Source organism: Streptomyces odontomachi (assembly GCF_024435355.1).
GTDB lineage: Bacteria > Actinomycetota > Actinomycetes > Streptomycetales > Streptomycetaceae > Streptomyces > Streptomyces odontomachi.
Genome location: NZ_JAMJWG010000014.1, coordinates 244,107 through 269,035, shown reverse-complemented (window position 1 = coordinate 269,035; position 24,929 = coordinate 244,107). Strand labels below are relative to the sequence as shown.

The following is a 24,929-nucleotide window of genomic DNA, read 5'->3' as shown; positions in this document are numbered from 1 at the left end:
GCGGCGTGACGGGTGCGGGGCGCGGGCGCCGGGCAGCCCGGGTGCTCAGTCCCGCTCGTCCTGCGGGCGCCCGGTGCCCGCCACCGCGTAGAAGGCGACCGCCGCCGCGGCACCGACGTTCAGGGAGTCGACGCCATGCGCCATGGGGATGCGGACCCAGGTGTCGGCGGCGGCGAGCGCCCGCTTGGACAGGCCCTGGCCCTCGGCGCCGAGCATCAGGGCGACCCGGGCCCGTCGCTGTGGCGCCGCCTCGTCGAGGGTGATCGCCTGCTCGTGCGGGGTGAGCGCCAGCAGGTCGAAGCCGGCCTCGCCGAGGGTCCGAAGGTCATGCGGCCAACGGTCCAGGCGGGCGTACGGAACGGAGAACACCGCGCCCATGGAGACCTTCACGGAACGCCGGTAGAGCGGATCGGCGCAGTCCGGTGACAGCAACACCGCATCCATGCCCAGCGCGGCCGCCGACCGGAAGATCGCGCCGATGTTCGTGTGGTCGTTGACCGCTTCCATGACCGCGACCCGGCGCGCCGTGCCCAGCAGGTCACGGGCCTCCGGCAGCGGCTTGCGCTGCATGGCCGCCAGGGCGCCGCGGTGCACGTGGTAGCCGGTGACCCGCTCGGCCAGCTCGGGTGTGACCGCGTACACCGGTGCCGTGGTCGCGTCGATGACGTCGCGCATCACGTCGAACCACTTGGCCGACAGCAGCATGGAGCGCATCGCGTAGCCGGCCCGCAGGGCACGCCGGATGACCTTCTCGCCCTCGGCGATGAAGAGGCCTTCGGCGGGCTCGCGGGTGCGGCGCAGCTCCACGTCGGTCAGCCCGGTGTAGTCCCCCAGGCGGGGATCGTCGGGGTCGTCGACGGTGAGGAGACCGGCCACCGGGTGGTACCGCCTTCTGTGTGTTCGTGGGCGTTGCCCGTGCTGCCGTACGCGTGGGCGTTGCCGTGTGTCGTGGTGTGCGCCGCGTGTTCCGGGCTGCGGCGTGCGCCTCGTGGGCTTCGTCGCCCCGCGGCGCCGGGGAGCGTGGGCCTCAGGTCGTGAGTGGGCCGCTGTCGGCGCCGACCTGCACCACGGCGCCGATGACGATCACCGCTGGCGGCCTGACCTCCTCGGCGCGTACGGCCTCTGCGACGGTGTCCAGGGTCGCGTCGACCCTGCGCTGGGTCGCGGTGGTGCCTTCCTGGATGACGGCGACCGGGGTGTTTGCAGCCCGGCCGTGGGCGACCAGCGTCCGTGCGATGCTGCCGATCTTGTCGACGCCCATCAGCACGACCAGGGTGCCGCGCAGTGCGGCGAGCGCCTTCCAGTCGACGAGTGAACGTGCGTCGTCGGGCGCGACATGACCGCTCACCACCGTGAAGTCATGTGCCACCCCGCGGTGCGTCACGGGGATACCCGCGGCGCCGGGCACGGAGATGGTGCTGGAGATGCCGGGCACGACCGTGCACGCGATGCCCGCGTCGGCCAGCGCCTGGACCTCCTCCATGCCGCGGCCGAAGACGAACGGATCGCCGCCCTTGAGCCGGACGACGGCCCGACCCGCCTTGGCGTGCTCGACGAGCGCGTTGTTGATGGCCTCCTGCGGCATGAACCTGCCGTACGGGATCTTCGCCGCGTCGATCACTTCGACGTGCGGGGGCAGTTCGTCGAGCAGGTCGCGCGGGCCGAGCCGGTCGGCGATGACGACGTCGGCCTCGGCGAGCAGTCGCCGGCCGCGCACGGTGATCAGCTCGGGGTCCCCGGGGCCACCGCCGACCAGGGCGACTCTCGGCGCTCGTGCCGCTCGGGCGGGCCCGGGGGCGTCAGCGGAGGTGCGCGGGGTGCGGGCCACCACGGTTCCGTTGCGCAGGCCCTCGATGATCGCGTCGCGGACGGCGGCCGTACGGCGCGGGTCACGATCGTGCAGGTCGGCGCTGAGCACGGCCACGGAGACACCGGCGCCGCGCCCGGTGGCCGGGGTCAGCGCGCTCGCCGCCTCGGCGTCGTCGGCGCGCACGCACCACACCCGCTCCCGCTCGCCCTCCGCGGACGCGGCCGCGTTGGCTTCGGGGTCGCTGGTGGCGATCAGGGCGTACCAGGCGTCCGCGAGGTCGCCGTCGGCGTACCGGCGCCGTTCCCAGCGCAGTTCACCGCGCTCGGCCATCGCCTCGACGGACGTGGTGGCGGACGGCGAGACCAGCAGGACGTCGGCACCGGCGGCGATCAGGGCCGGAAGGCGGCGCTGGGCCACCTGACCGCCGCCCAGGACGACGGTGCGGCGGCCGGAGAGGCGGAGTCCTACGGGATAGGCAGGATGGTGGGGCATATCGGTACGGGACTCCTCCGGAATGGTTTTCGGCAGGTCAACGATACGGCTCGGGGCGGGCGGGGCCCCATGGCCCCGATGTCCCGGGGGCGCAGGGCCCCATGTCCTCGGGTTCGCGGGCCGGCGGCAGGGGATGCGCGCCCACCCGGGCGTCTGGACGTGTGGACGTGGGCCGCCCCGCCTTGGCTCGTCCGGCCACGACAGAGCCCCTCGGGTCGTCACCGGCCCTAGGGGCTGTTTTTCTGTCGCGCGCGGGCCAGCAGCCCCGGGGGGAACCGTCCTGACGGGCAGGCGTTCCCTCCCGCAGGCCCCGTACCGCTGTCAGGGACAGGGGTGCCGGTCTCTGCCTGGCCGCAGGTCCGGAGGGCTCCCTCGGCCTCCGACCGGAGGGCTCCCTCGGCCTCCGATGCCGTCAGGACCGGTGGGGGGCCGGCCCTGGCCCGCCGCGGGGCGGGCACGCCGGGGCCGGGGTGGCCGCCGCTGGGGCGCCCACCGGGTCATTTCTCCGTCACTCCTGCCGAGTCGAAGGTGGCCACCTCGTGCATGGCGCGGGCGGTGCTCTGGATGAGGGGGAGGGCCAGGAGGGCGCCGGTGCCCTCGCCGAGCCGGAGGTCGAGGTCGATCAGCGGGCGCAGGCCGAGCTTCGTGAGCGCGACCTGGTGACCGGGTTCGGCGCTGCGGTGGCCCGCGATGCAGGCGGCCAGCACCTCGGGCGCGATGGCCCGGGCCACGAGAGCCGAGGCGCCCGCGCTGACACCGTCCAGGACGACCGGAGTCCGCAGCGAGGCACCGCCGAGCAGCAGGCCGGCCATCGCCGCGTGCTCGAGGCCGCCGACGGCCGCAAGCACCCCTATCGGGTCGGTGGGGTCCGGCTGGTGCAGTTCGAGCGCCCGGCGCACCACGTCAGTCTTGAGGCTGAGCGTCTCGTCGTTGACGCCGGTGCCGCGGCCGGTCACCTCTGCCGGGTCGGCACCGGTGAAGACGGCGATCAGGGCGGCCGAGACGGTGGTGTTGGCGATGCCCATCTCACCGGTGAGCAGGGCCTTGTTGCCCGCCGCCACAAGATCGCGGGCGGTCTCGATGCCCACCTCGATGGCGGCCTTCACCTCCTCGCGGGTGAGGGCGGGACCGGCCGTCATGTCCGCCGTGCCCGCGCGCACCTTGCGCGGCAGCAGCCCGGGCGTCGCCGGCAGGTCGGAGGCGACGCCCACGTCGATGACGCAGACCTCGGCGCCCACCTGGCTCGCGAACGCGTTGCACACCGCTCCCCCGCCCAGGAAGTTGGCCACCATCTGGCCGGTGACCTCCTGGGGCCAGGGCGTGACGCCCTGGGCGTGCACCCCGTGGTCGCCCGCGAAGATCGCGACCGCGGCCGGCTCCGGGATCGGCGGGGGGCACATCCGCGACAGGCCGGAGAGCTGGGCCGAGATGATCTCCAGGATGCCCAGCGCCCCGGACGGCTTCGTCATCCGCTTCTGGCGTTCCCAGGCCTCGCCGAGCGCCTTGGCGTCCAGCGGGCGGATGCCGGCGATGGTCTCGGCGAGCAGATCGTGCGGCTCGGCGCCGGGCAGGGCGCGACGGCCGTACGACTCCTCGTGCACCGCCCACGCCAGCGGGCGGCGCTGGGACCAGCCGGCCTGCATCAGCTCGGGCTCGTCCGGGAACTCGTCGACGTAGCCCACGCACAGGTAGGCGACCACGTCGAGGTGCTCGGGCAGGCCCAGCGTGCGGACCATCTCCCGCTCGTCGAAGAAGCTGACCCAGCCGACGCCCAGGCCCTCGGCGCGCGCGGCCAACCACAGGTTCTCGACGGCCAGCGCGGCGGAGTACGGCGCCATCTGGGGCTGCGTGTGACGTCCCAGGGTGTGCCGGCCGCCGCGGGTCGGGTCGGCGGTGACCACGATGTTCACGGGCGTTTCGAGGATGGCCTCGACCTTGAGCGCCTTGAACTTCTTGGCGCGGCCCTTGGGCAGCGACTTGGCGTATGCGTCGCGCTGGCGCATGGCCAGCTCATGCATGGTGTGCCGGGTCTCCGCGCTGCGGATCACCACGAAGTCCCAGGGCTGGGAGTGGCCGACGCTGGGCGCGGCGTGGGCCGCCTCCAGCACGCGCAGCAGCACGTCGGGCGGGATGGGATCGCTGCGGAAGCCGTTGCGGATGTCGCGGCGCTCGCGCATCACGCGGAGCACGGCCTCCCGCTCGGCCTCGGCATACCCGGGTGCGGGCGCTGCTTCGGATCCGGTGACGCTGTCGACGTCCGCGGCGGCTTCGAAGCCGACCGCGCCACCGGCCTCGGCTACCGGGGCCGGGTCCGCGCCGTCCACCGCGACGAGGTCGTTCGCGTCCTGCGCCCTGCCGGGCTCGGCGGTCGTACCGGCTTCGGGCGCTGCTAGGGCGTCCGGAAGCTCTCCGGGTACGGCGGCGGTGTCCTGGGCCAACGGGCCCTGCGGGGACTCAGCGGGCGCATCGATGCCCGTGGCCTGCGGTGCGAGCGGTACGTCTTCGTGGACCGCCTCGGCCGGCATCGCCTCAGCGGGCCCGCCGTGCTGCCGTGTCGGCTCGTGGCGCCGCCCGTCGCGTGGTGCGGGCACGGTGGGGCCGCCGTCGCCGTGGCCGACCCAGGCGTTCCCCGCGCCGGGCTCCTGGAAAGCGTCGTTCGGGAGCGCGTCCGCCGGGTCCAGGCCCTCCTCCGGTCCGATCTCCGTGCCGGCGGCGTCGGCTCCGGTACCGGGGGCCGGAACGTCGACCGCGGCCTCCGGCTCCATCGGGCCGCCGACGGATCCGCCGAACGCGTCGCCAGCGGGACCGGGGGCGCCGTCGCCCGCGGGAGCGGTGCCGGGCCCCGCCACTCCGTCGAGCGAGATCATCACATCGGGGGTCGGCTCGGCGGCGGGCGCGGAGGCGGCCTCATCCGGCGTGATCGCGCCGCTTTCCCGGCCCTCGGCTCCGTCCCCGTTGCTCATGTCGACACCGCTCGGGACGCCGGAGCCAACGCCGTTCATCTGCGCGGCGGGGTCCGAACCCGGCTCGCCGTGTCCTGCGAGGTGTGCAACGTCCGGAAGCGGCTGGGGGATCCGGAGCGCGTGCGGGGGCGTGGGGGCAAGGTGGGGCGTGGTCGGCACCGAGCCCTCCACCGGTACGAAGTGCCCCATCGGCTGCTGTGCGTCGGCGCTGTGCGACGCCGCCAACCCGGCGGATTCGTCCGGAAGTCCGTGCGACAGGCCGCTCGACGCGTCCGCGAAGTCGCCCGGATACGGATGGTCGGACTCCGGCGTGGCCGGCCCGGTGGCACCGGGGAGGATCGGCACCACGGGCGACACCACCATGACGTCCGCCGACTGCTGCCCCGCCAATGCCATCGCCTGGGCCTGGGCCGGCATGGCCGGATCCGCGGGGTAGGCAAGGGGTGCGCCGTCGGCTGCTGCGTACGCCTCCGCGCCGGTCATGGCACCGTCTGCCGGCGCATGCGCGAACTCCGCTGCGCCCGGGTCCCCGTGTGCGTACTCCGGTGCGCCCGGGTCCTGGGGATAGGCCGGGTCGGCCGGATACGTGACGCTCTGCGGTCCGCCGAGTGCCTCGGCGCCGAGCCCCGTGTCCATCGGCTGCGGGACCGCAGGGTCCGTCTGGAAGTGGCCGGCGTCGACGCCGGCCGGGTAGGCCCCGTCCCCGTGCGCCACGGCTCCGCCGTCGCCGGCGTATCCGGCGCCCCCCGGGAACTCGGCGCCCGGGCCGCCGGAACCGGAGTCATACGCGAGTCCGCCGTCGTGGAGGGCCTCCTGCGTCCCGTGGAACGGATGCCCGTCCGCAATGCCCGAGGGCACCTGCGTCCCGTCCGTCGGGTAGGAACCCAGGGATCCGGCCTCGGCCGGCGCTGCCTGCGCAGCCGCGGCCGAGCCGTCGTAGCCCGCCGGCTGGTAGCCGCCGTCCGGCTGGCCGGATGCGGACCAGGGCTCGCCCTCGTACGGCGGGAGGGCGCCGAGCTGGGGCCCGGCCAGGGTCGGGTCGTCGAGCGGCGCCGGTGCGGGCATGGCGTCGACGCCGTGCGCCCCCATGGCCTCGACTGGCTCGACCACGGTCGAAGGCTGTCCCCCGTCGAGGGACTCACCCCCGTCGAGGGGCTGACCCGAAGCCGGCGGCTCGGCGGTGGCGTGCGCCTCGGTGAAGCCCGCAGCAACCGCGGTGGGCGTCTCTGCGGTCGCCGGGACGCCGGCAGCCGGCGTCTCCGGAGCGTCGGGCGCGGTGGCCTGCCGGAGCCGTACGGGGCGCCGCTGGGGTCGCGGGGCGGACGTGCTGGCCGGGCCGCGGTCGGAGAGCGGGCGGACCAGGCTGGCGGAGGGATCGGGCACGGGCGGACCGAGGTGCAGGGGACGCCGTACGGGTGTCTGCTGCCTGGCCTGGGTGCGGACCTCACTCACGTCGACGGAGCCCGAGTCACGGCCGCCGGCCTCGTGCGCGCCAGGTTCGTCCGGCGCACCGGCTGTGCCGGGCGTCTCGCCTTCCGGCTGCGCGCCGGCCGTCGTCGGTGCCACCGCCTCGTCGTGCCCCGCCTGCGCGTCCTGCGCCATCGGCTCGCCGGGGGTCTCCGGCAGCAGCTGGGCGCCCTGGGGACCCTGGGGAGCCACGAGACCTTGAGAGTCCGAAAGGTTCTGAATGTTCTGGATGTTCTGAATGCCCTGGATGTTCTGGGCGTCCTGGAGGCCTGGATCGCTCTGGGCGTCCGGGAGGGCAGGGACGTTCTGACCGTTCTGGCCCTCCGGGAGGCCCTGGGCCGCGGTGCCGTGCACGGGCATTCCCGAGTGCTCCGGATGCTCCGGGTGCGCCCGCTCTCCGGCCGGCGCGGCCGGCGCCTGGCCGTCGTGCCAGGCGTTCTGGGCATCCGGCAGGAGGAGGACATCGTCGGCGGTGCGAAGGGGCGCGGAGGTTTCCACGTGGTGGGGGTGTGCGCCCGGCGCATGCGCGCCCGCGTGCGCTTCTGGGCCCTGGGCGGGTCCGGAAGCAACCCCGCTGCCCACGTCCTCCGGCAGCCCCTCGGCCGGGATCCGGCCGGTGTCGGTCATGCGTACCCCTCGCCCATTGGATCAGTGCTCTCTCAGCTCTCGGCGGGCCTGCGCCGCGACCGGGGTGGTGTGCCCGCGGTGGCGCTCCGACCGCTCGCCATCAAGAACGAGCGTGCCCGCCACGCGGCACGAACCCCGGAGCGACGCCAGGCCGGACGGTGACCCGGCCGCGCCCCCGCCATGGACTGCGCCGTCGGACACGCCTCCTTGCGCATGCCCGACTCCGGCGTCGGGTCGCGCCCCGTTGCGCGGCCCGCGCTGCGCCGTACCACATGCGTTCCCAAAGCGGTTTGGTTTTCCGGACATTGAGCGACGCATCGCAGAACACCCGAATGCAGTACAACGGTCGGCCAGCCTACCTCGCGCGGGCCGGCCAGGGGATCACGGGGCGGGCGGGTTTTCGCCGTCCTGGGTCACTCGTCCGGCGGGGCGCACGGACGGTTCGTCAGCGGCCTTGTCAGCGCCGGGACTCGCGCCGTTCCACTTGGATTCCGCAGATCAGGAAGGCGACGTGGCGTTCGGACTCGGTCCAGGACCGGGTGTCGAGCGCGACGGACTGGAGCAGGGCGCACTCGACCTCGTAGCCGTGCTCCATGAGGTTCCGGCCGATGAGTTCGGCCTCGTCGCGGGTCGCCGCGTGGGTGACGATGCGTTCCGGGCGGCGATCCGCGACCGCGCTGACCACCGCGGCACCCCCGCCCCCGACCCGTACGATGTCCGGCTCGGGGAGCCGCTCCAGGACCTGCGGGGCGGCGCCGTGCACCACATGGAGTTGGACGCCGAACCGGCGGGCCGTCGCGGTGGTGTGCGCGCAGGCGTCGGCATCCTGGTCGACGGCGATGACGGCCGCGCCGAGCCGCCCGGCCTCGCAGCTCAGGGCGCCGGAGCCGGAGCCGATGTCCCACAGCAGGTCACCCACCCGGGGACCGAGCCGGGCGAGTTGGGCGGCCCGCAGCGACGCACTGTCGCCTTCGTGGGCAGGGCCGCCGTAAACGGCGTCGGGCAGCGCCCAGCCGCGTACGCCGGACGGTTCGCGCCCCGCGATCCAGCCGCTCTCCCCCGCTCTTGCCTGCTGCCGTGACGGCGCGGCGGCTGCCCCTGGGCCGCCCTCGGCCGAGGCCCCCGGGCCGGCCGTCTGCGCGGGTCCCCAGCGCGCCGTCTCGTCGCCCACGGCGGGCCCGCCGATGGCGATGACGACGTTCGGGTCGCGCCAGGTGTGGTCGGCGGCCTTGTCGGAGGTGACGACGGTGACGCGTTCGCGTTCGGTGCCCAGTTCCTCGCAGATCACGAAGGTGCGGTGGACACCGTCGAGCATCAGGCCGAGTTCGGCGGGGCCGGCGCCCGGCGAGGTGAGCACGGCGACCTTGGCATGGGCCCGGCAGACGTTCACCGCGCGGCGCAGGGTGCGCGGGTGGGCGACGACGATCTGCGCGTCGTCCCAGGGCATGCCGGCCCGTGCGAAGGCGGCGGCGACGGAGGACACGGCGGGCACGACCTCCACCTCGAGGCCGAACTCGGGAGCCCGCAGGGTGCGTACCACACCGAAGAAGCCGGGGTCGCCGTCGGCGAAGACGACGGCGGTGCCGCGGTGTGCGGCGACACGACGGGCGGCGAGTGCGACGCTGCCGAGCCGGATGCGTTCGGCTGCCCCGGGAACCTCCGGAAGCGCCAGGTGGTGGGCGGCACCGGCCACCAGGGTGGCGGCTGACAGTGCCGAGCGTGCCGCATCGGTCAGCGGCGAGCCGTCCCAGCCGATCACCGTGACCCGGTCGGCCATTCTCGTCAGTCTCCTGAGGGTTCTCGCAGATCGTTCAGGGATGCGCTGGGTGGTCCGTGCGGGACGGTGCGCTGGGTGGCCCCGGGCTTTCGTCTCGAGGCCGGGCACTGTGAGCGTACCTGGTGGGCGGCGCAGGACGCGTCACCGGCCACCCCTTGCCGGGAGCCGGGGCGGAGGCGACCGGAGCTGGCCGGAGCCGTGGCCGGCGTCAGTTCCAGTCGGAGTAGACGGTGAAGCCGCCGTGGTCGGCGAGGTGTTCGGAGACGCCTTCCAGGTCCTCGGGCAGCAGGCTCCAGACGATGAGGTCGGTACGCATGTCCGCCCAGCCGCCGTCCTCGGTTCTGCTGCGGGCTATCCAGGCTCCGCGCAGCACGCCCTCGCTGATACAGCCGATCTTCTGGGCGACCTGCTGGGCCGCGGTGTTGTCCGCGGCGGTGCGCATCTCCAGGCGTTCGAACTTCTGATCGTGGAAGAGCCACTGTGCCAGTGCGAGGACCGCTTCGGAGGCGTAGCCCTCGCCGCGCGCCCAGGGGGCGATGGCGTAGGAGAGCTCTCCGGAGCGCACCCGCCAGTCGGTGTGGTGCAGGTAGAGAATGCCGACCAGGCGCTGGGTGAGGAATTCGGTCACGGCCAGCACCAGGCCACGGCCGGCGGTGCGCCGGGCGGGTGCGTCACGGCCGATCCAGGCGCGGGCGTGTTTCTCGGTGTACGGCGTGGGGACCGGGGTCCAGGCGGCGATCAGCTCGTCGTTCATCATCTCGGTCAGTGCCTGGATGTCCGTTTCGTCAAGCGAGCGCAGCGTCAGCCGATCCGTGCTGATGGAGATGTCGGGGAACCCCGGGATGGCTGGTGTCATGCGCCGCTCCGTAACCCTCAGGACCTACAGGCCCGCCGAATGCCCCAGCATGCAGCATGACGGCCCGGAACCGCACCAGGGGGTCGGCGTCCCGGGCCCGTCGCCCCCCTGTCGCTGGCCGGCCGGGGTCGGGGACGGGGGACCCCCGACAGCGTAATAAGGTCGCGGCATGTTTGACCCTCTGACGGTCGTGACCGGAGTGGCCGCACTGGCGCTGGCCCTCTGGTGCGGCTTCGCCACCTACCGTGACCAGCCGACCAAGGACTGGCACTTCATCGGCATGGCCGTAGTCGCCCTGCTGGCCACGGTGCAGCTGGTCGTCGGTGTGGTGCAGCTGGCCCGTGGCCGGCACCCGGAGCAGGGCAACGTGATCTTCGTGGCCTATCTGCTGGCCGCCTTCGCCTGCGTTCCCGCGGCGGGCCTGATGTCGCTGGCGGAACGCACCCGGTGGGGTTCGGCGACCGTCGCGGCCGGGGGCGTGGTGCTGGCCGTGCTGGAGCTACGGCTGAACGACATCTGGGGAGGCTGAGGTGGCGGTGACCGATTCGAAGCGGCAAGGTGCCCGCCGGACCCGGCTGACCGGCGGCCCGGGCATGCTGCTGCTGTGGTTGTACGGGGTGATGGTGGTCGGTGCGGTGTCGCGCTCCGTCGTGCAGATCAGCACCGAGTTCGACCGCGCCCCGCTCGCCTACTCGCTCTCGGCCGTCGCGGGCGTGGTGTACGGCTTCATCACGTACTCGCTGGTGCGCGGCGGTGAGTCGGCGCGCCGGGTGGCTCAGGTGTGCTGTGCCGCCGAGCTGGCCGGGGTGCTGATCGTCGGGACCTGGACGCTGGTGGAGCCGTCCGCGTTCCCGGACTCCACGGTCTGGTCGTACTACGGCAGGGACTATCTCCTCATCCCCGTGATCCTGCCGGTGACCGCGCTGTACTGGCTGCGCCGGGCGCGCGGCGGCACGGAGACGTCCCAGGACTAGCGGTTCGCCGGTCGGGGCCAGTCCGGGGGACCCGTGGGTCCGGGAGGCCCGGCGGCGAGTGGTCCGGCGGCGGGGACACGGATGAACGAGTGGTCCGTTGAACGAGTGATCCGTTCATCCGTGTCCCCGCCTGCCGGCCGGGGCGTGCGGGGCCTGTCAGGCCACGGCAGCCGGTGCCTGGGCGTCCTTGGCCAGGGTGATCAGGGTCAACGCGTCGTCGACGCGCCGGGTGGCGACCGGCTCGTAGCCGTTCCTGCGATACAGCCGCAGGTTGTGCTCGCTCCGGTGGCCGGTGAAGAGCTCGAAGCGCCGGACGTCGCCCTGCGCACGCAGCCGCTCCTCGACTGCACCCAGCAGGCGGCCGCCGAGGCCGTGCCGCCGCATCCGCGGGTGCACGATGAGTTTGCCGATGTTCGCCACACCGTCGTCGTCGACGCTGCCGCGTACCGAGGCCACCACCTCGGAACCGAGCCGCGCCACCAGTACGCAGCCGCCGGCGAGCTCGGCCTTGAGCGCGTCCAGCGACTGGGTGAGCGGCTCGATGGTGTAATCGCCGTACAGCTCGGCCTCGCTCTGGTAGCACAGATACTGCAACTTGAGGATCTGCTCGGCGTCCTGCTCGTTCGCCGCAGAGATGGTCACGCTCATGCCCATGTGTGCATGCCTCTCGCTCACCTGCTCCGCCGGTTGTCCATCAGTGCTTTCCCCGCGGACCTGGAACTGCAACCTCCGCGGTGAGCATTCTGCGCAGACATCCCAGGCATCGGGAACGCGCTGGCCCCAGACTCCCCTGTGAGATACCCAACTCTCCTGCGATTTCTCGGTACGTGGGGTCATGGGGCGACAGAAGTGCCGTGACGAGTCGGGGGCAGCGGCCGGGCAGTCTGCGTACCGCGGCACGCAGGCTACGGCCGTGCAGCGTGGCAAGGACCTGGGGTTCGGGGCCGCGCCAGGCGTCATCGGCGGGCTCGGGGGCGTAGCGGCCCTCGCGGCGTGCGGTGCGGCGGCAGCGGCGTGCCTCGGCCCGTACCGCACGGCGCAGCCAGCCGGCCGGATCGTGCGGCGGGTCGGCCGCGTGCAGGCGTTCCAACAGCCGTAACCACACGGCCTGCTCCAGGTCCGCCGGCTCGGCGCCCGCCGCCCGGGCCTCAGCGGCGGCCTCGGCGGCGAGCAGCGGGCGCAGTGCGGCGATCAGCTCGCCGGCCGTGGCGGTGGCACCGGCGGTGCGCTCGGCCTGGCATGCGCCCGTGCGGTGTTCCGGGGCGCCCGGTGTGATCGTGTTCATGCCGGGCGTGACGCGGCGGCCCCGGTGCCGGTTGCCCGGGGCCGCCATTCTCACCCGTCAGGGGGTCCGAAGGGGTCAGCCGTTGACGAAGTCCTCGCGGGCCAGCAGGGCAGTATCGGCGTTGTCCGTGAAGACACCGTCGATCCCTGTTGCGAAGTAGCTGCGGAAGGCGCCGAACGCGTCGCCGTAGGCGTTGGGGTCGGTGCCCTTGCGAAAGTCGGCGGGCAGGAAGGTGTTCTCGTTGCGCATCGTGTACGGGTGCAGGATCAGGCCGGCGGCATGCGCGTCACGGACCAGGGTGGTCGGGGTGGTGAGCCGACCGGCGGCGTCCCTGGGGATGATCAGGTTCAGCGTGGGCCCGATGCCCCGGGCGAACGAGGCGATCCACGCCAGGCCCTCGGGCTTCACCAGGTCGTCGACGGTGCGCGGGTCTCCGGCCTCGACGAAGTCCCAGGGGCGGGTGCCCGCGGCGTCCAGCAGCACGATGCCGGGCGTGTCCACGAGCCGGCTCAGCTTGTGGATGCTGCTGGGCTCGAAGGACTGGAGGATCTGCGGCGCGTCGGCGTGGTCACGGTCGTGCCGGCGCAGCGACGGCACCAGCAGCTCCTCCAGGTCGTAGCCGAGCGTGCGGAAGTAGCTGGGGTGCTTGGTCTCCACGTACAGCCAGACGGGCCGGCCACGCTTCTTACCCTCCCGGTCGGCCCATTGGAGGACCTCTTCGTAGGCGGGCACCTCCCAGCGGCCGTTGTAGAGGGTGTTGTGCGGGCGGTTCTGCGGGATGCGTTCCTGGGCGCGCAGGGTCTTCAGCTCGGCGAGCGTGAAGTCCTCGGTGAACCATCCGGTGATCGCTTTGCCGTCCACCGTCTTGGTCGTGCGGCGCCCCGCGAACTCGGGGTGGTCGGCGACGTCGGTGGTGACGGAGATGTCGTTCTCGTGACGGCATACGAGGTGGCCGTCCTTGGTGGGCACGACGTCCTGCTCGATGATGTGCGCCCCGAGCTCGAGCGCCAGCCGGTAGGAGCCGAGGGTGTGCTCGGGGCGGTAGCCCGCGGTGCCGCGGTGGCCGATGACCGTGGGCACCGGAAGGCTTCCGAACCCGCCCCGGTCCGCTGCCGCGGGCCTGTCGGCGGCGCACGCGGCACCGGGCGCTGCGGTGACGACCCCGCCCGCACCGAGCACCGCGGCGCCGAGAACGGCCCGCCGTCCCGGCCGCTCGGACGTGCCCGTTCCCTGGGCCGGCCCCGGCCGTCCCTCGTTCGACCTCTGCATCGCCATGGGCACTCCTCCCGTGCACTGCCCTGCCCGTACCGCTTCGTTCGTGCTCCGCACATGTCAAAGCGCTGCGATCGTAGGGGTACCCGGGTGACGGGTGGGGGACCTGTGGCGGAACACGTGGGTGTCGGCCGGTGAGCGACGGGTCGCAGGCCCGCCCGGCGGTGGACGCCCAGCGCCCCGGTCGTTCGTCGACGTCCGGCACGTGCACCTCACGCAAGGGCCAACCGGAGGATCCACGTCACACCGCCGAACGGGCCCCGCCGCCCCGCGCACGGTCCCGGGTCGCGCGACCACCCGCGGTCGCGCTGTGCTCCGGAGATGACGGCTGTGCCGCGGATTTCCCGAAATCCCGGATTCTCCGTCACGGCTGCGTATCCGGCGTATGACCGATGTGCAATCGCCGCGGCCTGACGAGTATCGTCCTCACCTGCGGAGACTTCCGCGGATGTGCATGAGGCGCAGCCATCGATTCGCTTGACCCCGGAGGGTCCGTTGTCCCGTTTCGCCTTCTTGAAGGCAGTGCTCCAGCCGATCCTGCGCTTGATGTTCCGCCCGCGGGTGGAAGGCGCCGAGCACATCCCCGCCTCCGGTCCGGTGATCCTGGCCGGGAACCACCTCACCTTCATCGACTCGATCATCCTGCCGATCGTCTGCCGCCGTCAGGTCGTCTTCATCGGCAAGGACGAGTACGTCACCGGCAAGGGCATCAAGGGCCGGCTCATGGCCTGGTTCTTCACCGGCGTCGGCATGATCCCGGTGGACCGGGACGGCGCGAACGGCGGCGTGGCCGCGCTGATGACCGGTCGCCGGGTACTGGAAGAGGGCAGGATCTTCGGCATCTACCCCGAGGGCACCCGCTCCCCCGACGGGCGCCTCTACCGGGGTCGCACCGGCATCGCCCGGCTGACGCTGATGACCGGCGCGCCGGTGGTGCCGTTCGCCATGATCGGCACGGACAAGCTCCAGCCGGGCGGCTCGGGCATGCCGCGCCCGGGTCGGGTGACGGTCCGCTTCGGCATGCCGATGGAGTTCTCCCGCTACGACGGCATGGACCGCGACCGCTATGTGCTGCGCGCCGTGACGGACTCGGTGATGGCGGAGGTCATGGAGCTGTCCGGGCAGGAGTACGTGGACATGTACGCGACCAAGGCGAAGGCGGCCTGAACGGGAGCCGGTCGGGGGTGCCGCCCGCTCAGGGGGCGGCCTACGCCCCCTGAGGTGTGGGGTGAGCGGGTGTGCAGGCGGCCGCAAGCGGCCTATCAAGGGGTGCGGGGAATCGCGCGACCAGCCCGCCATCGGCCGGTGGCTCACGGCGACAGAAACAGCCCCCTCGGGACGGTGACGGACCAACGGTCTCGTCAGGGCCGGTCGCGCAGTTCCCCGCGCCCCTAGGTGGGCCGAGGACACCCCGCCCCAAAGTGGCGCCGCAGCCGCCCCACGGGGACACGCAACCCGATTGGCGCCGCAGACGCCCCATAAGGGGCGCGGGGAACTGCGCGAGCAACCCGCCACCCGCCGGCGGGTCACAAGCGACAGAAACAGCCCCCTCCGGACAGTGACGAACCAACGGTCTCGTCAAGGCCGGTCGCGCAGTTCCCCGCGCCCCTGGGTGGGACGGGGGCACCCCGCAAAAATTGGCGCCGCACGCGCCCTGCGTGCTACGCGTTGCGGGCCGTGGCCCAGGTGCGCTGGAGGGTCAGGTCGTGCTTCACCTCGGCCAGTTGTGCCGTCACCGCCGCGGGTGCCGTGCCGCCGCGGCCGTCGCGGGAGGCGAGGGCGCCGGGGACGTTCAGGACCGTGCGGACCTCGGGGGTGAGGTGGGCCGAGATCTTCGCGAACTGGTCGTCGGTCAGCTCGTCGAGTTCCTTGCCCTCGGCCTCCGCCGCCTTCACGCACTCGCCGGCCACCTCGTGCGCCACCCGGAACGGCACACCCTGCTTGACGAGCCACTCCGCGATGTCCGTGGCCAGGGAGAAGCCTGCCGGGGCCAGCTCCTCCATGCGCTCGCGGTGCACCGTGAGGGTGGCCATCATGCCGGTGAAGGCGGGCAGCAGGACCTCCAGCTGGTCGCAGGAGTCGAAGACCGGCTCCTTGTCCTCCTGGAGGTCGCGGTTGTAGGCCAGCGGCAGGGCCTTCAACGTCGCCAGCAAGCCCGTGAGGTTGCCGATCAGCCGGCCGGACTTGCCGCGGGCCAGCTCGGCGATGTCCGGGTTCTTCTTCTGCGGCATGATCGACGAGCCGGTCGAGAACGCGTCGTGGAGGGTGACGAAGGAGAACTCCTTCGTGTTCCAGATGATGACCTCCTCGGCGATACGGGACAGGTCGATCCCGATCATCGCCGTGACGAAGGCGAACTCGGCGACGAAGTCCCGCGCGGCCGTGCCGTCGATGGAGTTGGCGGCCGAGCCGCGCTCGAAGCCGAGGTCGGCGGCGACCGCCTCCGGGTCCAGGCCCAGGGAGGAGCCGGCCAGGGCGCCCGAGCCGTACGGCGAGACGGCGGTGCGCTCGTCCCACTGCCGCAGCCGCTCCGCGTCCCGGGACAGGGCCTGAACGTGGGCCAGGACGTGGTGCGCGAAGAGCACCGGCTGGGCGTGCTGGAGATGCGTACGGCCCGGCATGGCGACGTCCGGGTGGGCCTCGGCGAGGCCGACCAGCGCCTCCTGAAGATCGGTGATCAGGCCGCCGATGATGCGGGCGTGGTCGCGCAGGTACATCCGGAAGAGGGTGGCGACCTGGTCGTTGCGGGAGCGTCCGGCGCGCAGCTTGCCGCCGAGGTCGGTGCCGAGGCGTTCCAGCAGGCCGCGCTCCAGGGCGGTGTGCACGTCCTCGTCGGCGATGGTGCCGGTGAAGGAGCCGTCGGCGACGTCGGCCGCGAGCCGGTCGAGTCCGGCGAGCATCCGCTCCAGCTCGTCCTCGGTCAGCAGCCCCGCCTTGTGCAGGACGCGGGCGTGGGCGCGGGAGCCGGCGATGTCGTACGGGGCGAGCCGCCAGTCGAAGTGTACGGAGGCCGAGAGCCGGGCCAGGGCCTCGGCGGGGCCGTCGGCGAACCGGCCGCCCCAGAGCCGTACGTCACCGTTGCTGCTGCTCACTGCACTGCTCCTTGCATCCGGGAGTCCCCGCAGGACCGGCCGGCCCGGCGCAGGGGTTGAGATACGAACCGCCTCCCCGTAGAGGAGACGGGGAGGCGGTTGCCAGGCTATGACGTCCGGGGCTTCCGGGCGCCTATGGGTGACCTCGGCCGGGTCGGTGGCTTCAGGCCAGGTCGCGCTGGGCGGCGATCTTCTGCGAGAGCCCGAAGATCTCGATGAAGCCCTGCGCCTTGGACTGGTCGAAGGTGTCACCCGTGTCGTAGGTGGCCAGGTTGAAGTCGTAGAGGGAGGCGTCGGAGCGCCGGCCGGTGACGACGGCGCGGCCGCCGTGCATGGTCATCCGGATGTCGCCGGTGACGTGCTGGTTGGCCTCGTTGATGAAGCCGTCCAGGGCGCGCTTGAGCGGGGAGAACCACAGGCCGTCGTAGACCAGCTCGCCCCAGCGCTGCTCGACCTGCCGCTTGTAGCGGGCCAGCTCGCGCTCGACGGTGACGTTCTCCAGCTCCTGGTGGGCGGTGATCAGGGCGATCGCGCCGGGCGCCTCGTAGACCTCACGGGACTTGATGCCGACGAGACGGTCCTCGACCATGTCGATCCGGCCGATGCCCTGGGCGCCGGCCCGCTCGTTCAGCAGCTGGACGGCCTGGAGCGGGGTGACGGGCTTGCCGTCGATCGCGACCGGGACGCCCTCCTTGAAGGAGATGACGACCTCGTCGGGCTCCCGCGGGACGGACGGGTCCTGGGTGTACTCGTAGATGTCCTCGATCGGGGAGTTCCAGATGTCCTCCAGGAAGCCGGTCTCGATGGCGCGTCCGAAGACGTTCTGGTCGATCGAGTACGGGGACTTCTTGGAGGTCGCGATCGGCAGGCCCTTCTCCTCGCAGAAGGCGATCGCCTTGTCCCGGGTCATCGCGTAGTCGCGGACCGGGGCGATGCACTTGAGGTCGGGGGCGAGGGCGACGATGCCGGCCTCGAAGCGGACCTGGTCGTTGCCCTTGCCGGTGCAGCCGTGCGCGACCGTGCCGGCGCCGTGCTTCTGGGCGGCCGCGACGAGGTGCTTGACGATGGCGGGCCGGGACAGCGCGGAGACCAGCGGGTAGCGGTCCATGTACAGGGCGTTGGCCTTGATCGCCGGAACGCAGTACTGGTCGGCGAACTCGTCCTTAGCGTCGGCGACCTCGGCTTCGACGGCACCGCAGGCGAGCGCGCGCTTGCGGATGACGTCCAGGTCCTCGCCGCCCTGGCCGACGTCCACGGCGACGGCGATGACCTCGGCGCCCGTCTCCTCGGCGATCCAGCCGATGGCGACGGAGGTGTCCAGGCCGCCCGAATAGGCGAGTACGACGCGCTCGGTCACGGGTGTCTCCCTCACAGTGCATTCGCTGACATGCATGAGTATGCACTGCTCTGCATGGTTCGTCAATCTGGGTATGAAGATGCAGGTCGGTGGCGTGTCGGGCAGGTCCCCGGGCGCGCGAGAGGCCTCCGGGGAGGGGGAAGGGATGCTCGACGAGCGGGTACGGAGTGGGCGCCCGGGGGGCCGGTCGGTGGGCTCAGCCGCCGTCGGTCAGCTCGTCCAGGAGCACCTGGACATGGCTGTGCGGAACATCCTTCGTGGCGGTGAGCAGGGTCAGCGGGCCCGCGGCCGCCATGTCCCGCAGCTGGTCGAGCGCCTCGGCGCGCTCCGGCTCGGCGAGCTCCGCCTGGTACCGCGCACGGAACTCGTCGTACCGGTCGGGATCGTGCCGGTACCACGTGCGCAGGTCGTTGGACGGAGCCACCTGCTTCAGCCAGTTGTCGAGCGGCGCCTCGGCCTTGGCCAGGCCGCGCGGCCACAGCCGGTCGACGAGCACCCGCGCCCCGTCGGCCGGCTCCGCGGAGTCGTAGATGCGGCGGGCGTGGACCTGGCGCGCGGGGCCGTGGGTGCCCCGTCCCGCCTGGCCCGCCTGTCGCTGGGTGCCGCTCTTGTGCGTCGCGCTGTGCTCTCCTCGGCTCGCCATGCGTCCATGGTCGCGCGGCCGACACGTCCCGCCAGTCGAGACACTCCACATACTCCACCGATATCCTTAGACAGCCGAACGAACGGCGCGAATAATCGGGGCCATGGGAAAGACGTATGAGCGCATCGAGGGGCGGCTTCGCTCGTTCATCGAGGAGCAGCCGGTCTTCTTCACCGCCACCGCCCCGCTGACCGGGGACGGCACGGTCAATCTCTCCCCCAAGGGGGTCAAGGGCTCTCTCGCGGTGCTCGACGAGCACCGGCTGGCGTATCTGGACTTCGCCGGCAGCAACGCGGAGACCATTGCCCACCTGCGCGAGAACGGCCGCATCACCCTCATGTGGTGTGCGTTCCAGGGCCCGCCGAACATCGTGCGGGTGCATGGCAGCGGCGAGCCGGTGTTCCGGGACGATCCCCGCTTCCCGGAGCTGCTGGCCTGCTTCCCCGACGTGGACAGCACCAGTCACGGGCTGCGCGCGATCATCGTGGTGACGGCCGGGCTGATCCGGGACACCTGCGGGTACGCGGTGCCCTTCATGGCCTACGAGCGTGAACGTGATCTGCACGCCAAGCGTTTCGCACGCGAGGACGACGCGTCCCTGGACGCCTACTTCCACAAGAAGGACCACGTGGAGACCAGTATCGACGGTCTCCCCGGACTGCCGCTGCCGCTACCGCCGAGCCCGATGTGACGGTGGCCCGCGGGGCGCGCGACCACATGCGGGGCACCCGCCCACATACCGAGACGTGGTTGCATGTAGCCGCCACGGAAGCGTTGCATCGCCGCCGTGCACACTGAGCCCGAACACCCCGAACCCGCATCGCCCGCCACCCCGACGGAGCCGCGGCCGGACCCCGCCACCACGCGCGCCGACGACCGGGCGGCCCGCCGTGCCGTCACCGTCTTCCCCCTGCTGGTCCTCGCCGCGGGCGCGGCGGGCATGATCGCACCGGGCACGTTCAGCGGGTGGGGCACCGATGTGCCGTACCTGCTGGGCGTCGTCATGTTCTGCATGGGCCTGACGATGACGCCGCTGGACTTCAGGGGCGTGGCGAAGCGGCCGTGGGCCGTCGGGCTCGGGCTGGTCGCACACTACGTGATCATGCCGGGGCTCGGCTGGCTGATCGCCCATGCGCTGGGGCTCTCGCCGCAGCTTGCCGCCGGTGTCATCCTGGTCGGCTGCGCGCCCAGCGGCACCGCCTCGAACGTGGTGACGTACCTGGCCCGCGGCGACGTGGCGCTCTCGGTTTCCGTGGCCACCGTCTCGACCGTCCTGGCACCGCTGCTCACCCCGCCGCTGACGCTGCTGCTCGCGGGCGAGTTCCTGCCGGTGGACGCCTCGGCGATGGTCACCGACATCCTCAAGACGGTGCTGCTGCCGGTGCTCGGCGGCCTGGTCATCCGGTTCCTCTTCGGCCGGTACCTGGGCCGGGTGCTCGGTGTGCTGCCGTGGCTGTCCGCGTTGACCGTGTCGGTCATCGTGGCCGTGGTGGTGGCCGGCAGCGCGGAGGCCATCAAGTCGGCGGCCGCGCTGGTGCTGCTCGCGGTGGTGCTGCACAACGGTCTGGGGCTCGCGCTCGGATACGGTGCCGGGGCGCTGGCCCGGCTCGGCAAGCCATCCGCGCGAGCCATGGCCTTCGAGGTCGGCATGCAGAACTCCGGCCTCGCCGCGTCGCTGGCCACGGCCCACTTCAGCCCGCTTGCGGCGTTGCCGTCGGCGATCTTCTCCGTCTGGCACAACGTCTCCGGGGCCGTGGTCGCGGCGTGGATGGCACGCCGGCGACCCTAGGGGTGGCTCCTGGCGGGTCCGCCCCCGGTGTCCCCTCCCGGTGGGGCGCGGGGGGCTGTGCCCTCGGCCACGACGAGACCCGTCAGGTCGTCACCGTTCCGGTGGGGCGGTTTCTGTCGTGTCCGGACCATCGGCCGGTGGGGGTTGCTCGCGCAGTTCCCCGCGCCCCTTTTCAGGCGCCTTCGGCGCCACCTACGGCTCGCGCCCACGCGGCGAAGCCGCACACCAAACACAGCCCCGCGCCCCTTTTCAGGCGCCTCCAGCGCCACCTACAGCTCGCGCCCACGCGGCGAAGCCGCACACCAAACACAGCCCCGCGCCCCGTTTTCAGGCGCACGCAGCCGCAGCCCCGCCCCCTCAGGGGCGCCGGCCGTCGCCGTTCAGCCTTGGGCCAGCTGGAGGAGGTGGTCGGCGAGTGCCTGGCCGCCGGTTGGGTGGCGGCTGATGAGGAGCAGGGTGTCGTCGCCGGCGATGGTGCCGAGGATGTCGTGCAGTTCGGCCTGGTCGATGGCCGAGGCCAGGAACTGGGCGGCGCCGGGCGGGGTGCGCAGCACCACCAGGTTCGCGGAGGCCTCCGCGGAGATCAGCAGCTCCGCGGAGAGCCGCCGCATGCGCTCCTCCTTGGCGGACTCGCCCAGCGGGGCGCGCGGCGTGCGGAAGCCGCCCTCGCTGGGCACCGCGTAAATGAGATCGCCGTCCACGTTGCGCAGCTTCACCGCGTTCAGCTCGTCCAGGTCACGGGAGAGCGTGGCCTGGGTGACGCTGAGCCCGTCGTCCGCCAGGAGCTTCGCCAACTGGCTCTGGGAGCGCACCGGTTGCCGGTTGAGAATGTCCACGATGCGGCGGTGGCGGGCGGTACGGGTCTGCGGAACGGCAGGCCCGTTCTCGTGTTCCTGGTGCTGCGCGTGGTTCATCGTCGTCTCATTCTCCGGTTCACTCCCGGGCTCGGCCCTTCTCCTGCGCCCTGTCCAGGACGCCGGGCAGCGCCTGGAGGAACGCGTCCACCTCGTCGTCGCTGAGCGTGAGCGGTGGCATGAGCCGGACGACATCGGGGGCGGGCGCGTTGACCAGGAAGCCGGCGTCCTGAGCCGCCTGTTGCACGTGGCGCGCGAGCGGCTCGGTGAGCACGATACCCAGCAGCAGCCCGGCGCCCCTGACATGCCCGACCAGCGGATGCCGCCCGGCGGTGGCACCGGTGCCCTCGATGCCGTCGCGCAGCCGCTGTTCGGCCCGCTTGACGTTGGCGAGCAACCCTTCGTTCTCGATGGTGTCCAGCACCGCGAGGCCGGCCGCGCAGGCCACCGGGTTGCCGCCGAAGGTGGTGCCGTGCTGGCCGGGGCCGAGCAGGTCGGCGGCGGCACCGAAGGCGACCGTGGCACCGAGCGGCAGGCCGCCGCCGAGGCCCTTGGCGAGCGTGACGATGTCGGGGTCGATGCCGTCGTGCGCCTGGTAGGAGAACCAGTGCCCGGTCCTTCCCAGGCCGGTCTGCACCTCGTCGAGGACCAGCAGGGTGCCGGTCGCCCGGGTGATCTCACGGGCCGCCTTGAGGTACCCGGCGGGCGGTACCACCACGCCGTTCTCGCCCTGGATGGGCTCGATCACGACGAGCGCGGTCTGTTCGGTGACCGCGGCGCGCAGCGCGGCCACGTCCCCGTACGGCACGTGGGTGACATCGCCCGGCAGCGGCACGAAGGGCTGCTGCTTGGCGGGCTGTCCGGTCAGGGCCAGCGCGCCCATGGTGCGGCCGTGGAAGCCGCCCTGCGTGGCGACCATGTGCTGGCGGCCGGTCAACCGGCCGATCTTGAAGGCGCCCTCGACGGCCTCGGCGCCCGAGTTGCAGAAGTACACCCGTCCTTCCCGGCCGAAGAGCTGGAGCAGCCGCTCGGCGAGCGTCACCGGCGGTTCCGCGACGTAGAGGTTGGAGACATGGCCCAGGGCCGCGATCTGCCGGCTGACGGCCTCGACGACGGCCGGATGGGCGTGGCCGAGGGCGTTGACCGCGATCCCCCCGACGAAGTCGAGGTAGGTGGCGCCGTCGGCGTCCTCGAGCCGGGCGCCCTCGCCGCGCACCAGGGCCAGCGGCGGGGTGCCGTAGTTGTTCATGAGGGCGCCCTGCCAGCGCTGCGCGAGCGCGGCGTTGCCGCCCGGGTGGGCCCCGGCGGGGTTCTGGGTCTCTTCGGTGCCGGTCATGCTGTCTCCCCTTGTGCCACGTGCGGTGTGGTCTCGTCGTCCGGCACGACCATCGTGCCGATGCCTTCGTCCGTGAAGATCTCCAGCAGGATCGAGTGCTGGACGCGGCCGTCGATGACACGTGCGGTGGTGACGCCGCCGCGCACCGCGTGCAGGCAGCCCTCCATCTTCGGCACCATGCCGCTGCTCAGCTCGGGCAGCAGCTTCTCCAGCTCGCTGGCGGTGAGCCGGCTGATCACGTCGTCGCTGTTCGGCCAGTCCTCGTAGAGGCCCTCGACGTCGGTGAGCACCATCAGCGTCTCGGCCTTCAGGGCGGCGGCGAGCGCGGCGGCCGCGGTGTCGGCGTTGACGTTGTAGACGTGTCCGTCGTCGGCGGAGCGTGCGATGGAGGACACCACCGGGATGCGGCCGTCGGCGAGCAGCGCCTCGATGGCGCCGGTGTCTATCTCGGTGATCTCACCGACGCGGCCGATGTCCACCAGCTCGCCGTCGATCCGGGGCCGGTGCCGGGTGGCGGTGATGGTGTGGGCGTCCTCGCCGGTGAGCCCGACGGCCAGCGGGCCGTGCCGGTTGAGCAGCCCGACGAGTTCGCGCTGCACCTGGCCGGCGAGGACCATCCGGACCACGTCCATGGCCTCCGGCGTGGTCACCCGCAGGCCCGCCTTGAACTCGGAGACGAGCCCGTGCCGGTCCAGCTGGGCGCTGATCTGCGGTCCGCCGCCGTGCACGACGACGGGCTTGAGGCCGGCGTGTCGCAGGAAGACGACGTCCTGCGCGAAGGCGGCCTTCAGCTGCTCGTCCACCATGGCGTTGCCACCGAACTTGATGACGACGGTCTTGCCGTGGTGCCGGGTCAGCCAGGGCAGCGCCTCGATGAGGATCTGTGCCTTGGGCAGTGCGGTGTGCTGACGTGTGCTCATGCGGGTTCGACAATCCTCTGGGGAGGCTCGGGGGCGCGGGCGCGGTCCACCGGCGCGGTCAGGAGGAGTACGCGCTGTTCTCGTGGACGTAGTCGGCGGTCAGGTCGTTGGTCCAGATCGTCGCGCCGGCGGACCCGGCGGCGAGGTCGGCGGTGACGGTGACCTCCCGGTAGCGCATGTCGACCAGCTCGCGGTCCTCGCCGACAGAACCGTTCTTGCAGACCCAGACGCCGTTGATGGCGACGTTCAGCCGGTCCGGTTCGAAGGTGGCGGAGGTGGTGCCGATGGCGGACAGCACCCGGCCCCAGTTGGGGTCCTCACCGTGGATGGCGCACTTCAGCAGGTTGTTGCGCGCGATGGTGCGCCCCACCTGCACGGCTTCGTCCTCGGTTGCGGCGCCGATCACGTCGATCCTGATGTCCTTGCTCGCGCCCTCGGCGTCGGCGACCATCTGCCGGCCGAGGTCGTCGCAGACCGCCCGCACCGCCTCGGCGAACTCCGCGTAGTCCGGGGTGACGCCGGAGGCTCCGGAGGCGAGCAGCAGCACGGTGTCGTTGGTGGACATGCAGCCGTCGGAGTCGATGCGGTCGAAGGTGGTGCGGGTGGCGTCCCGCAGCGCCTTGTCCAGGGTCGCGGGGTCCAGGTCGGCGTCGGTGGTGAGGACGACGAGCATGGTGGCGAGGCCGGGGGCGAGCATGCCCGCGCCCTTGGCCATGCCACCGACGGCCCAGCCGGCCCCGGACGCGGCACCACCGTCCCCGGCGGCGCCCCCGGAGGTGTTCCCGCCTCGGACGACGGCCGTCTTGTGCACGGTGTCGGTCGTCTTGATGGCGATCGCGGCCTTCTCGCCACCGTCCTCGGAGAGCGCGGCGGCGGCCTGGTCCACACCGGGAAGCAGCTTGTCCATCGGCAGCAGGGTGCCGATCAGGCCGGTCGAGGCGACGGCGACCTCGCCCGCGCTGTGTCCTTCGAGGGCCTCGGCGACCCGTTCGGCGGTGGCGTGGGTGTCCTGGAAGCCCTTCGATCCGGTGCAGGCGTTGGCGCCCCCGGAGTTGAGCACCACAGCGGAGACCGTCCCGCCCTTGATCACCTGCTCCGACCAGAGCACCGGGGCGGCCTTCACGCGGTTGGAGGTGAAGACACCGGCGGCAGCGTGGCGGGGGCCGGTGTTGACGACGAGGGCCAGGTCGGGTGCGCCGCTCTCCTTGATTCCCGCGGTGATGCCCGCGGCCTTGAAGCCCTTGGCGGCCGTGACGCTCACGACAGTGTCTCCTTCTTCCTCGCCCTGCCGTCCGAGCGGCCGAGGTGGTCCCTCGCCGTGCCGGCCGGGCGGCTGATGTCGGTGGGGCCGGCGGGGTGCGCCGGCGTGGCCCCGGTGGTGGTGTGCGCCCCGGCGGGTGGCTGCGCTCCGCCGG

The 24,929-nt window shown here is 72.5% G+C and carries 20 protein-coding genes; 5 read left to right on the top strand and 15 right to left on the bottom strand.

Annotated elements, in window-relative coordinates; all coding sequences use genetic code 11:
• Nucleotides 1–45: 45 nt before the first annotated feature.
• From NQO67_RS27200 to NQO67_RS27180, 5 genes are all read right to left on the bottom strand, one after another.
• Nucleotides 46–876, bottom strand: coding sequence for a TrmH family RNA methyltransferase (locus tag NQO67_RS27200; protein WP_255952906.1), 831 nt, complete (start codon nt 874–876; stop codon nt 46–48).
• 151 nt (nt 877–1,027) lie between these two features.
• A complete protein-coding gene (gene cobA, locus NQO67_RS27195) occupies nt 1,028–2,302 on the bottom strand; it encodes a uroporphyrinogen-III C-methyltransferase (RefSeq protein WP_255952905.1) in 1,275 nt (424 codons plus the stop codon).
• A gap of 497 nt (nt 2,303–2,799) precedes the next feature.
• The gene (cobT, locus tag NQO67_RS27190; RefSeq protein ID WP_255952904.1) at nt 2,800–7,359 is read right to left on the bottom strand and encodes a nicotinate-nucleotide--dimethylbenzimidazole phosphoribosyltransferase; all 4,560 of its coding nucleotides are present in this window, start codon (nt 7,357–7,359) and stop codon (nt 2,800–2,802) included.
• 457 nt (nt 7,360–7,816) lie between these two features.
• Nucleotides 7,817–9,136 carry a precorrin-6y C5,15-methyltransferase (decarboxylating) subunit CbiE gene (gene cbiE, locus NQO67_RS27185; protein WP_255952903.1) on the bottom strand — a complete coding sequence of 440 codons (1,320 nt, stop codon included), beginning with the start codon at nt 9,134–9,136 and terminating at the stop codon, nt 7,817–7,819.
• Nucleotides 9,137–9,344: 208 nt separating this feature from the next.
• Complete coding sequence (locus tag NQO67_RS27180; protein WP_255952902.1) at nt 9,345–9,992, bottom strand: GNAT family N-acetyltransferase; 648 nt, start codon at nt 9,990–9,992, stop codon at nt 9,345–9,347.
• A 169-nt stretch (nt 9,993–10,161) separates the two neighbouring features.
• Here NQO67_RS27180 and NQO67_RS27175 point away from each other — a divergent pair, with 169 nt between their 5' ends.
• Together NQO67_RS27175 and NQO67_RS27170 are read left to right on the top strand one after the other, a co-directional pair.
• Entirely contained in the window at nt 10,162–10,521 is a 360-nt protein-coding gene (locus tag NQO67_RS27175) for a hypothetical protein (protein ID WP_255952901.1), read from the top strand.
• 1 nt (nt 10,522) lies between these two features.
• Entirely contained in the window at nt 10,523–10,966 is a 444-nt protein-coding gene (locus tag NQO67_RS27170; protein ID WP_374119153.1) for a hypothetical protein, read from the top strand.
• Between the two features lie 156 nt (nt 10,967–11,122).
• Here NQO67_RS27170 and NQO67_RS27165 read toward each other — a convergent pair whose 3' ends face one another.
• From NQO67_RS27165 to NQO67_RS27155, 3 genes are all read right to left on the bottom strand, one after another.
• Entirely contained in the window at nt 11,123–11,620 is a 498-nt protein-coding gene (locus NQO67_RS27165) for a GNAT family N-acetyltransferase (RefSeq protein ID WP_255952951.1), read from the bottom strand.
• Nucleotides 11,621–11,660: 40 nt separating this feature from the next.
• Nucleotides 11,661–12,251 carry an RNA polymerase sigma factor gene (locus NQO67_RS27160; protein WP_255952900.1) on the bottom strand — a complete coding sequence of 197 codons (591 nt, stop codon included), beginning with the start codon at nt 12,249–12,251 and terminating at the stop codon, nt 11,661–11,663.
• Between the two features lie 75 nt (nt 12,252–12,326).
• On the bottom strand, nt 12,327–13,526 hold the full coding sequence (locus NQO67_RS27155) for a glycerophosphodiester phosphodiesterase (protein WP_374119151.1): 1,200 nt from the start codon (nt 13,524–13,526) through the stop codon (nt 12,327–12,329).
• A gap of 492 nt (nt 13,527–14,018) precedes the next feature.
• Here NQO67_RS27155 and NQO67_RS27150 point away from each other — a divergent pair, with 492 nt between their 5' ends.
• The gene (locus tag NQO67_RS27150; RefSeq protein ID WP_255952899.1) at nt 14,019–14,690 is read left to right on the top strand and encodes a lysophospholipid acyltransferase family protein; all 672 of its coding nucleotides are present in this window, start codon (nt 14,019–14,021) and stop codon (nt 14,688–14,690) included.
• A 494-nt stretch (nt 14,691–15,184) separates the two neighbouring features.
• Here the strand turns inward: NQO67_RS27150 and argH are convergent, their stop codons facing one another.
• The 3 genes from argH to NQO67_RS27135 all read right to left on the bottom strand — a co-directional run bounded on the left by argH (nt 15,185) and on the right by NQO67_RS27135 (nt 18,615).
• Nucleotides 15,185–16,615, bottom strand: coding sequence for an argininosuccinate lyase (gene argH / locus NQO67_RS27145; RefSeq protein WP_255952898.1), 1,431 nt, complete (start codon nt 16,613–16,615; stop codon nt 15,185–15,187).
• Nucleotides 16,616–16,778: 163 nt separating this feature from the next.
• Nucleotides 16,779–17,972, bottom strand: coding sequence for an argininosuccinate synthase (locus NQO67_RS27140; protein WP_255952897.1), 1,194 nt, complete (start codon nt 17,970–17,972; stop codon nt 16,779–16,781).
• A gap of 196 nt (nt 17,973–18,168) precedes the next feature.
• Nucleotides 18,169–18,615, bottom strand: a complete 447-nt coding sequence (locus NQO67_RS27135; RefSeq protein WP_305126302.1) for a DUF488 domain-containing protein — start codon at nt 18,613–18,615, stop codon at nt 18,169–18,171.
• 103 nt (nt 18,616–18,718) lie between these two features.
• Between NQO67_RS27135 and NQO67_RS27130 the strand changes: the two genes are divergently transcribed.
• Together NQO67_RS27130 and NQO67_RS27125 are read left to right on the top strand one after the other, a co-directional pair.
• Complete coding sequence (locus NQO67_RS27130) at nt 18,719–19,306, top strand: pyridoxamine 5'-phosphate oxidase family protein (RefSeq protein WP_255952896.1); 588 nt, start codon at nt 18,719–18,721, stop codon at nt 19,304–19,306.
• A gap of 96 nt (nt 19,307–19,402) precedes the next feature.
• Nucleotides 19,403–20,404, top strand: a complete 1,002-nt coding sequence (locus NQO67_RS27125; RefSeq protein ID WP_255952895.1) for a bile acid:sodium symporter family protein — start codon at nt 19,403–19,405, stop codon at nt 20,402–20,404.
• 380 nt (nt 20,405–20,784) lie between these two features.
• Here the strand turns inward: NQO67_RS27125 and NQO67_RS27120 are convergent, their stop codons facing one another.
• The 4 genes from NQO67_RS27120 to argJ are packed head-to-tail and all read right to left on the bottom strand — an operon-like array spanning nt 20,785 to nt 24,775.
• The gene (locus NQO67_RS27120; RefSeq protein WP_255952894.1) at nt 20,785–21,318 is read right to left on the bottom strand and encodes an arginine repressor; all 534 of its coding nucleotides are present in this window, start codon (nt 21,316–21,318) and stop codon (nt 20,785–20,787) included.
• A 19-nt stretch (nt 21,319–21,337) separates the two neighbouring features.
• On the bottom strand, nt 21,338–22,594 hold the full coding sequence (locus NQO67_RS27115; RefSeq protein ID WP_305126301.1) for an acetylornithine transaminase: 1,257 nt from the start codon (nt 22,592–22,594) through the stop codon (nt 21,338–21,340).
• A complete protein-coding gene (gene argB, locus NQO67_RS27110; RefSeq protein WP_255952893.1) occupies nt 22,591–23,514 on the bottom strand; it encodes an acetylglutamate kinase in 924 nt (307 codons plus the stop codon). The genes NQO67_RS27115 and argB overlap by 4 nt, the downstream gene beginning before the upstream one ends.
• A gap of 58 nt (nt 23,515–23,572) precedes the next feature.
• Nucleotides 23,573–24,775, bottom strand: coding sequence for a bifunctional glutamate N-acetyltransferase/amino-acid acetyltransferase ArgJ (argJ, locus tag NQO67_RS27105; RefSeq protein WP_255952892.1), 1,203 nt, complete (start codon nt 24,773–24,775; stop codon nt 23,573–23,575).
• Between the last annotated feature and the right edge of the window lie 154 nt (nt 24,776–24,929).

Bases quoted from the DNA above. Each gene is read 5' to 3' on its own strand.
- NQO67_RS27135 (WP_305126302.1), bottom strand. From the start codon at position 18,615: ATGGCGAGCCGAGGAGAGCACAGCGCGACGCACAAGAGCGGCACCCAG.
- NQO67_RS27165 (WP_255952951.1), bottom strand. From the start codon at position 11,620: ATGGGCATGAGCGTGACCATCTCTGCGGCGAACGAGCAGGACGCCGAG.
- NQO67_RS27130 (WP_255952896.1), top strand. From the start codon at position 18,719: ATGGGAAAGACGTATGAGCGCATCGAGGGGCGGCTTCGCTCGTTCATC.
- NQO67_RS27115 (WP_305126301.1), bottom strand. From the start codon at position 22,594: ATGACCGGCACCGAAGAGACCCAGAACCCCGCCGGGGCCCACCCGGGC.
- cbiE (WP_255952903.1), bottom strand. From the start codon at position 9,136: ATGGCCGACCGGGTCACGGTGATCGGCTGGGACGGCTCGCCGCTGACC.
- NQO67_RS27120 (WP_255952894.1), bottom strand. From the start codon at position 21,318: ATGAACCACGCGCAGCACCAGGAACACGAGAACGGGCCTGCCGTTCCG.
- NQO67_RS27175 (WP_255952901.1), top strand. From the start codon at position 10,162: ATGTTTGACCCTCTGACGGTCGTGACCGGAGTGGCCGCACTGGCGCTG.
- NQO67_RS27180 (WP_255952902.1), bottom strand. From the start codon at position 9,992: ATGACACCAGCCATCCCGGGGTTCCCCGACATCTCCATCAGCACGGAT.
- cobT (WP_255952904.1), bottom strand. From the start codon at position 7,359: ATGACCGACACCGGCCGGATCCCGGCCGAGGGGCTGCCGGAGGACGTG.
- cobA (WP_255952905.1), bottom strand. From the start codon at position 2,302: ATGCCCCACCATCCTGCCTATCCCGTAGGACTCCGCCTCTCCGGCCGC.
- NQO67_RS27160 (WP_255952900.1), bottom strand. From the start codon at position 12,251: ATGAACACGATCACACCGGGCGCCCCGGAACACCGCACGGGCGCATGC.
- argB (WP_255952893.1), bottom strand. From the start codon at position 23,514: ATGAGCACACGTCAGCACACCGCACTGCCCAAGGCACAGATCCTCATC.
- NQO67_RS27155 (WP_374119151.1), bottom strand. From the start codon at position 13,526: ATGGCGATGCAGAGGTCGAACGAGGGACGGCCGGGGCCGGCCCAGGGA.